Annotated in this window: 6 protein-coding genes and 1 pseudogene; 1 reads left to right on the top strand and 6 read right to left on the bottom strand. The window is 63.9% G+C overall.

The annotated features are described in order from the left end of the window. Nucleotides 1-917 (top strand): glutathione S-transferase family protein (locus HP547_RS19380; protein ID WP_172287110.1); only part of this gene is annotated, 917 nt, incomplete at its 5' end. Between the two features lie 34 nt (nucleotides 918-951). On the opposite strand, the gene cysG is transcribed toward HP547_RS19380, so the two are convergent. The 6 genes and pseudogenes from cysG to ftsK all read right to left on the bottom strand — a co-directional run. Beyond that, entirely contained in the window at nucleotides 952-2,343 is a 1,392-nt protein-coding gene (gene cysG / locus HP547_RS19375; RefSeq protein WP_172218706.1) for a siroheme synthase CysG, read from the bottom strand. After that, entirely contained in the window at nucleotides 2,344-3,624 is a 1,281-nt protein-coding gene (serS, locus tag HP547_RS19370; RefSeq protein WP_172218716.1) for a serine--tRNA ligase, read from the bottom strand. Between the two features lie 30 nt (nucleotides 3,625-3,654). Beyond that, nucleotides 3,655-4,029, bottom strand: coding sequence for a fluoride efflux transporter CrcB (gene crcB / locus HP547_RS19365; protein ID WP_172287109.1), 375 nt, complete (start codon nucleotides 4,027-4,029; stop codon nucleotides 3,655-3,657). After that, the gene (locus HP547_RS19360; protein ID WP_172218720.1) at nucleotides 4,026-5,351 is read right to left on the bottom strand and encodes a replication-associated recombination protein A; all 1,326 of its coding nucleotides are present in this window, start codon (nucleotides 5,349-5,351) and stop codon (nucleotides 4,026-4,028) included. The genes crcB and HP547_RS19360 overlap by 4 nt, the downstream gene beginning before the upstream one ends. Nucleotides 5,352-5,363: 12 nt before the next feature. Next, nucleotides 5,364-5,987, bottom strand: coding sequence for an outer membrane lipoprotein chaperone LolA (lolA, locus tag HP547_RS19355; RefSeq protein ID WP_172287108.1), 624 nt, complete (start codon nucleotides 5,985-5,987; stop codon nucleotides 5,364-5,366). A 62-nt stretch (nucleotides 5,988-6,049) separates the two neighbouring features. Next, nucleotides 6,050-6,946: pseudogene (gene ftsK / locus HP547_RS19350) on the bottom strand (DNA translocase FtsK); the annotation flags it as partial.

Raw genomic sequence — 6,946 nt, 5'->3', positions numbered from 1 at the left:
AAAACGGCAAGGACGGCACGTTCAAACGCGAAAACGCCCAGCGCCGCAATTCGCTCCCCGCTCCCGAGGCGGGCCGTTATCACCTGTATGTGTCGCTGGCCTGCCCATGGGCTCACCGCACCCTGATCTTCCGCGCACTCAAGGGCCTGGAGCCGTTGATCGACGTATCCGTGGTCAGCTGGCTGATGCAGGACCATGGCTGGACCTTCGACCAGCAGCAAGGCTCGACGGGCGACCACCTTGACGCCCTGCAGTACATGCACCAGCGCTACACCCAGGATGACCCGCACTACACTGGCCGTGTGACCGTGCCCGTGCTGTGGGACAAGAAAGAGAAGCGAATCGTCAACAACGAGTCGGCCGAGATCATCCGCATCTTCAACAGCGCCTTCAACGAGCTGACCGGCAACACCCTGGACCTGTACCCCGAGCCGCTGCGCCCGACCATCGAGGCGCTGAACGAGCGAATCTACCCTGCGGTGAACAACGGCGTGTACCGCGCAGGCTTCGCCACCACGCAGGAGGCCTACGAGGCAGCGTTTGACCAGGTATTCAACGAACTGGATTACCTGGAAGACTTGCTGGGCCGCAATCGATACCTGGCGGGCGAGTACCTGACCGAGGCCGATGTGCGACTGTTTACCACGCTGGTGCGCTTCGATGCCGTGTACCACGGGCATTTCAAGTGCAACCTGCGACGCCTGAGCGATTACCACAACCTTTCAAACTGGCTGCGCGAGCTTTACCAGTGGCCGGGCGTGGCGGGCACGGTGAACATGGAGCATATCCAGAAGCACTATTACATGAGCCACAAGACCATCAACCCGAACGGGATCGTGCCCAAGGGGCCGCTGCAAGACTTCAACGCACCGCATGATCGGGCGCGGTTGGTGGGCAAGGGAATCTCGCAGGGTTGAGATCGTCGGGGGCTGCTTTGCAGCCCCAACAATATCAGCTGTTCTGCGAACCTTCGAACCAGGCCAGCTTTTCACGCAGTTGCACCACCTCCCCCACAATCACCAGGGTCGGCGCATGCACTTCATGCCGGGCCACCAACTCCGGCAAATCTGCCAAGGTACCAGTGAACACCCGCTGATTACGTGTAGTCCCCTGCTGCACCAACGCCGCCGGAGTACTGGCCGCACGCCCATGCCGAATCAACTCGGCACAAATCGTCGGCAAACCCACCAGCCCCATGTAGAACACCAAGGTCTGTGCCGGCGCCACGAGGTCATCCCAAGGCAAATTACTGGTGCCATCTTTCAGGTGCCCAGTGACGAAACGTACCGACTGGGCATAGTCGCGATGGGTCAGCGGAATGCCGCCATAGGCGGAACAGCCGCTAGCCGCAGTAATCCCCGGCACCACCTGGAACGGGATACCCTGCTCGGCCAGCTCTTCGATCTCCTCGCCACCGCGGCCAAAGATGAACGGATCGCCACCCTTCAGGCGCAGCACACGCTTGCCCTGCTGGGCCAGGTCGACCAGCAGGCGGTTGATCTGGTCCTGCGGCACAGCGTGGTCGGCGCGGCGTTTGCCTACGTAGATCCGCTCGGCATCGCGACGGCACATCTCGATGATCGCGGGCGCAACCAAACGGTCGTACAGCACCACATCGGCCTGCTGCATGAGGCGCAAGGCACGGAAGGTCAACAAGTCCGGATCGCCCGGCCCCGCGCCCACCAGATACACCTCGCCACCCTGCTGCACCGGCGCGCCGTCGACCATTGCCTGCAACAGGCGTTCGGCCTCGGCGCCCTGCCCGGCCAGCTGGCGCTCGGCAATCGGCCCCTGGAACACGGTTTCCCAGAAGCCCCGGCGCTGGTTGACGTCCGGGTACAAGGATTTGACCTTGTGCCGGAAGCGCGCTGCCAACCCGGCCAGCTCACCGTAGGCAGAGGGAACCCACGCCTCCAGTTTGGCGCGAATCAAGCGCGCCAGCACCGGGGCGTCGCCGCCACTGGAAACCGCAATCACCAACGGTGAACGGTCGACGATGGCGGGGAAAATAACCGTGCACAGGGCCGGTGCATCCACCACGTTGACCGGCAGGCTGAGAGCCTGGGCATCGGCCGACACCTGGGCGTTCAGCCCAGGGTCGTCGGTCGCCGCGATAACCAGCCGGCAACCGACCAGGTCGGCGGCCTGATAGCCACGCACCAGCACCTCACCGCCACCTTCCCTGGCCAATGCGGCCAACTGGCCGTCGACGTCCGGCGCCACCACGCGCAGCACGCTGCCGGCATCAGCCAGCAGCCGCGCCTTGCGCAAGGCGATTTCACCGCCGCCGACGACCAGCACACGGCCGCCCTGCAGCTTGTGGAACAGCGGCAGGTAATTCATTTAGCGGATGACCTCGACGCCGCCCATGTATGGCTTCAGCACTTCCGGTACCAGAATCGAACCGTCGGCCTGCTGGTAGTTTTCCAGCACGGCGACCAGGGTACGGCCTACGGCCAGGCCGGAGCCGTTGAGGGTGTGCACCAGCTCTGGCTTGCCGGTTTCCGGGTTGCGCCAACGCGCCTGCATGCGGCGCGCCTGGAAGTCGCCGCAGTTGGAGCACGAGCTGATTTCGCGGTATTTGTCCTGGCTCGGTACCCACACTTCCAGGTCGTAGGTTTTCACCGCGCCAAAGCCCATGTCGCCGGTGCACAGGGCCAGCACCCGGTACGGCAGCTCCAGCAGTTGCAGCACGCGCTCGGCATTGGCGGTCAGGCCTTCCAGCGCTTCCATCGACTTGGACGGCTCTACCACCTGCACCATCTCCACCTTGTCGAACTGGTGCTGGCGGATCATGCCGCGGGTGTCACGGCCCGACGCACCGGCTTCGCTGCGGAAGCACGGGGTGTGCGCGACGAGCTTCAGCGGCAGCTGCTTGGCGTCGAGGATTTCACCGGCCACCAGGTTGGTCAGCGACACTTCGGCGGTCGGGATCAGGTAGAAGTCAGCCTCACCTTCGCGGGTGATCTTGAACAGGTCTTCCTCGAACTTCGGCAGCTGACCGGTACCCTGCAGGGCCGGGGCCTGGACCAGGTACGGGGTGTAATGCTCCTCGTAGCCGTGCTCGCCGGTGTGCAGGTTGATCATGAACTGCGCCAGGGCGCGGTGCAGGCGGGCGATCGGGCCACGCAGCACGGCAAAGCGCGCGCCGGACAGCTTGGCGGCGGCTTCGAAGTCCAGGCCACCGCTGATTTCGCCGAGGGCGACGTGGTCCTTGATTTCGAAATCGAAGGCCTTCGGCGTGCCCCACTTGCGCACTTCGACGTTGTCATCTTCGCTGGCACCAACCGGTACGCTGGCGTCCGGCAGGTTGGGGATGGTCAGCAGGATGCCGTCCAGCTCCGCCTGAATCTCGTCCAGCTCGGTCTTGCCGGCGGCCAGCTCGTTGGCCATGCGCTCGACATCAGCCATCAGCGGCGCGATGTCCTCGCCCTTGGCCTTGGCCTGGCCGATGGATTTGGAGCGGGCGTTACGCTCGGCCTGCAGTTGCTCGGTGCGGGTCTGCACCGCCTTGCGGCGTTCTTCCAGTGATTCGATGCGCGCGACATCCAGGCTGAAGCCACGGGAGGCCAGGCGGTCCGCCACTTCCTGAAGTTGGCCGCGTAACAGTTTGGAATCGAGCATATCGTTCTCTCGTTATAGGTAGGTGTTGGTTCAGAATCGGGTCAGGGACAGGCCGGCCCATGTCGCGAGCAGGCCGCCCATCACGCTGATACCGGTATAGCCCAAAGCCAGGGGCACTTGCCCACTTTCGAGCAGGCGCACGGTATCGAGCGAGAAGGAGGAAAAGGTTGTAAGGCCACCCAGAAAGCCCACGATCAGCCCGGCACGCAGCTCGACCGGCACCATAGGCTTGTGCAGGAACAGGCCATAGAGCAGGCCGATCAGCAGGCAGCCGACCAGGTTGACCGCCAGCGTACCGAGATAGAAGTGCCGTGGCCAGTGAGTAGCTACCCAGTTGGTAGTGGCGAAACGCAGCAATGTACCGGCAATACCGCCCGCACTCACGGCCGCAACTAGTGCAATCACGGTTTTCTCCGCTGGCGGGGGCTGTTGCGGTCAAGCTCGGCCAGGTGGCGCAACTTCTCGCCAATCTTCAGCTCCAGGCCACGGGGCACCGGCTGATAGTACTGGCGCGGCTCGAGTTGATCGGGGAAGTAGTCTTCACCGGCCGCATAGGCATCAGGCTCGTCATGGGCATAGCGATATTCGTCGCCATAGCCCAGTTGCTTCATCAGCTTGGTGGGTGCGTTGCGCAGGTGCAGCGGCACTTCCAGCGACCCATGCTCCGCAGCTTCACGCAGGGCGGTCTTGAAGCCCACGTACACCGCGTTGCTCTTCGGTGCACAGGCAATGTAGGTGATGGCCTGGGCCACCGCCAGCTCGCCTTCGGGGCTGCCCAGGCGCTCTTGCACGTCCCAGGCAGCCAGGCACAGGCTGAGCGCGCGCGGGTCGGCGTTGCCGATGTCCTCGCTGGCCATGCGCACCACGCGGCGGGCGATGTACAGCGGGTCGCAGCCGCCGTCGAGCATGCGCGCAAACCAATACAAGGCGCCGTCGGGGTTGGAGCCGCGCACCGACTTGTGCAGCGCTGATATCTGGTCGTAGAACGCCTCGCCGCCCTTGTCGAAGCGCCGACGGCTGTCGCCCAGCAGGCTCTGCAGCATCTCGACATCTATCTCGCTGCCGTCTTCGGCCAGGTCCGAGGCGTTCTCGAGGAAGTTGAGCATGCGCCGGCCATCGCCATCGGCAGCGGCCATCAGCATCTTGAAAGCTTCGTCACCCACCCGCAGGTTGTGCTTGCCCAGGCCGCGCTCCTCGGTCAGCGCGCGGTTGACCAGCTTGCGCAGCGCGGCCTCGTCCAGGCTCTTGAGCACGTACACCCGCGCCCGCGACAACAAGGCGTTGTTCAGCTCGAACGAGGGGTTTTCGGTGGTGGCGCCGATGAACAGCAGCGTGCCGTCTTCCACATACGGCAGGAAGGCGTCCTGTTGCGACTTGTTGAAGCGGTGCACTTCATCGACGAACAGAATAGTGCGGCGGCCGTATTGGCCGGCCTGCTGCTTGGCCACCTCGACCGCCTGGCGGATCTCTTTGACCCCGGCCAGCACCGCCGACACGGTTTCAAAATGAGCATCGCAAAACTGCGCCAGCAGCCGCGCAAGGGTGGTCTTGCCCACCCCTGGCGGTCCCCAGAAGATCATCGAGTGCAGCGCACCCTGCTCCAGCGCCTCGCGCAGCGGTTTGCCGCGCGCCAGCAGGTGCTCCTGGCCGACGTACTCGTCCAGGTTGGACGGGCGCAGGCGGGCGGCCAGGGGCTGGGCGACGGGTTCGCTTCGAAACAGGTCCATGGCGAGCTCTGCTTACTCCTTGATCACATCCGCGCCTTTGGGAACGACGAAGGTGAACTGGTTGGCGGGCACCGGCTGGTTGGCCTTCACCCCGTTGAACAGGATATTGGTGCGTTGGCCGACGCTGTCGACCAGTTGCATGTCGTTGATCAACCCTTTGCGGAACGACACCCGCAGCGAGTCGAACAAGGTGTCCTTGGTCTTGGGCTTGAGGGTGAAGTCCATCATTTCGCCCTGCTCCTTGGAGGTGATGTCGAAGCTCTGGCTGATTTTCGACACATCACCGGACAGCAGCAGTGCCGGGGTCTGGTTCAGGCGCTGGTCGAGCTTCTTGATGGTGGCCTGTTCCAGGTCCGGGTCCCACAGGGTGACGTTCTTGCCGTCCGACACCACTACCTGCTCCTGCGGCGCATTGGTGTGCCAGTAGAACAGCCCCGGGCGCTTGACCGTCATCTTGCCCGAGGTTTCCTGCAGGCTGGTGCCATCGGCACCCAGGGTCAATTGAGAGAAGTTGGCCTCGATGGTTTGAGACTTTTCCAGCAACTGGGTCAGGCGTTGTACGTCTTGCTCACCGGCATAAGCAGTAACCGAGCCCAGGGTCAGGGCAGAAACCAACAGCATGCGAATCGCGCGCATGGGAATCCTCATCGAGCATTGAAAAGGCCTGGCGCCACCGTTGGCGCCCGGCAAGGTGTACATCAATCGCGCGGGCCGCCCGGGGCAATCACTTCCCGCGAACCGTTGCTGTTCATGGGGGTAACCACGCCGGCCATTTCCATGGCTTCGATCATGCGGGCGGCGCGGTTGTAGCCGATCTTCAGCTTGCGCTGCACGGCCGAAATGGAGGCGCGGCGGCTTTCCAGCACAAACTGCACGGCCTCATCATACAGGGCGTCGCTTTCCGAATCATCGCTGTCGCCGCCACCGCCTTCAAAGCCGCTGCCGGCCTCTTCGACGCCGTTGAGGATAGCGTCGTTGTAGTCCGGGGCGCCGCGCTGCTTCCACGCTTCCACCACGCGGTGCACCTCATCGTCGGACACGAACGCACCGTGCACACGGATCGGCAGGCTGGTGCCCGGCGGCATGTACAGCATGTCACCGTGGCCCAGCAACTGCTCGGCGCCACCCTGGTCGATGATGGTGCGCGAGTCGATCTTGCTCGACACCTGGAACGCCATGCGGGTCGGGATGTTGGCCTTGATCAGGCCGGTGATCACGTCCACCGAGGGGCGCTGGGTCGCCAGGATCAGGTGGATACCCGCCGCCCGCGCCTTCTGCGCGATACGGGCGATCAGCTCTTCGACCTTCTTGCCGACGATCATCATCATGTCGGCGAATTCGTCCACCACCACCACGATGGTCGGCAGGGTCTTCAGCGCCGGCGGCTCGTCGTCCATGCTTTCGCGGCGGTACAGCGGGTCATGGATGATTTCACCGGCCTCCTGGGCATCCTTGACCTTGCGGTTGAAGCCGGCCAGGTTACGCACGCCCATGGCCGCCATCAGCTTGTAGCGCCGCTCCATCTCGGCCACGCTCCAGCGCAGCGCGTTGGCGGCGTCCTTCATGTCGGTGACCACCGGGCAGAGCAGGTGCGG

Source organism: Pseudomonas sp. CM27, assembly GCF_013179515.1.
In the GTDB taxonomy this organism is placed as follows: domain Bacteria; phylum Pseudomonadota; class Gammaproteobacteria; order Pseudomonadales; family Pseudomonadaceae; genus Aquipseudomonas.
The sequence above is the reverse complement of the archived record's forward strand: the minus strand, read 5'-3'. Positions and strand labels throughout refer to the sequence as shown.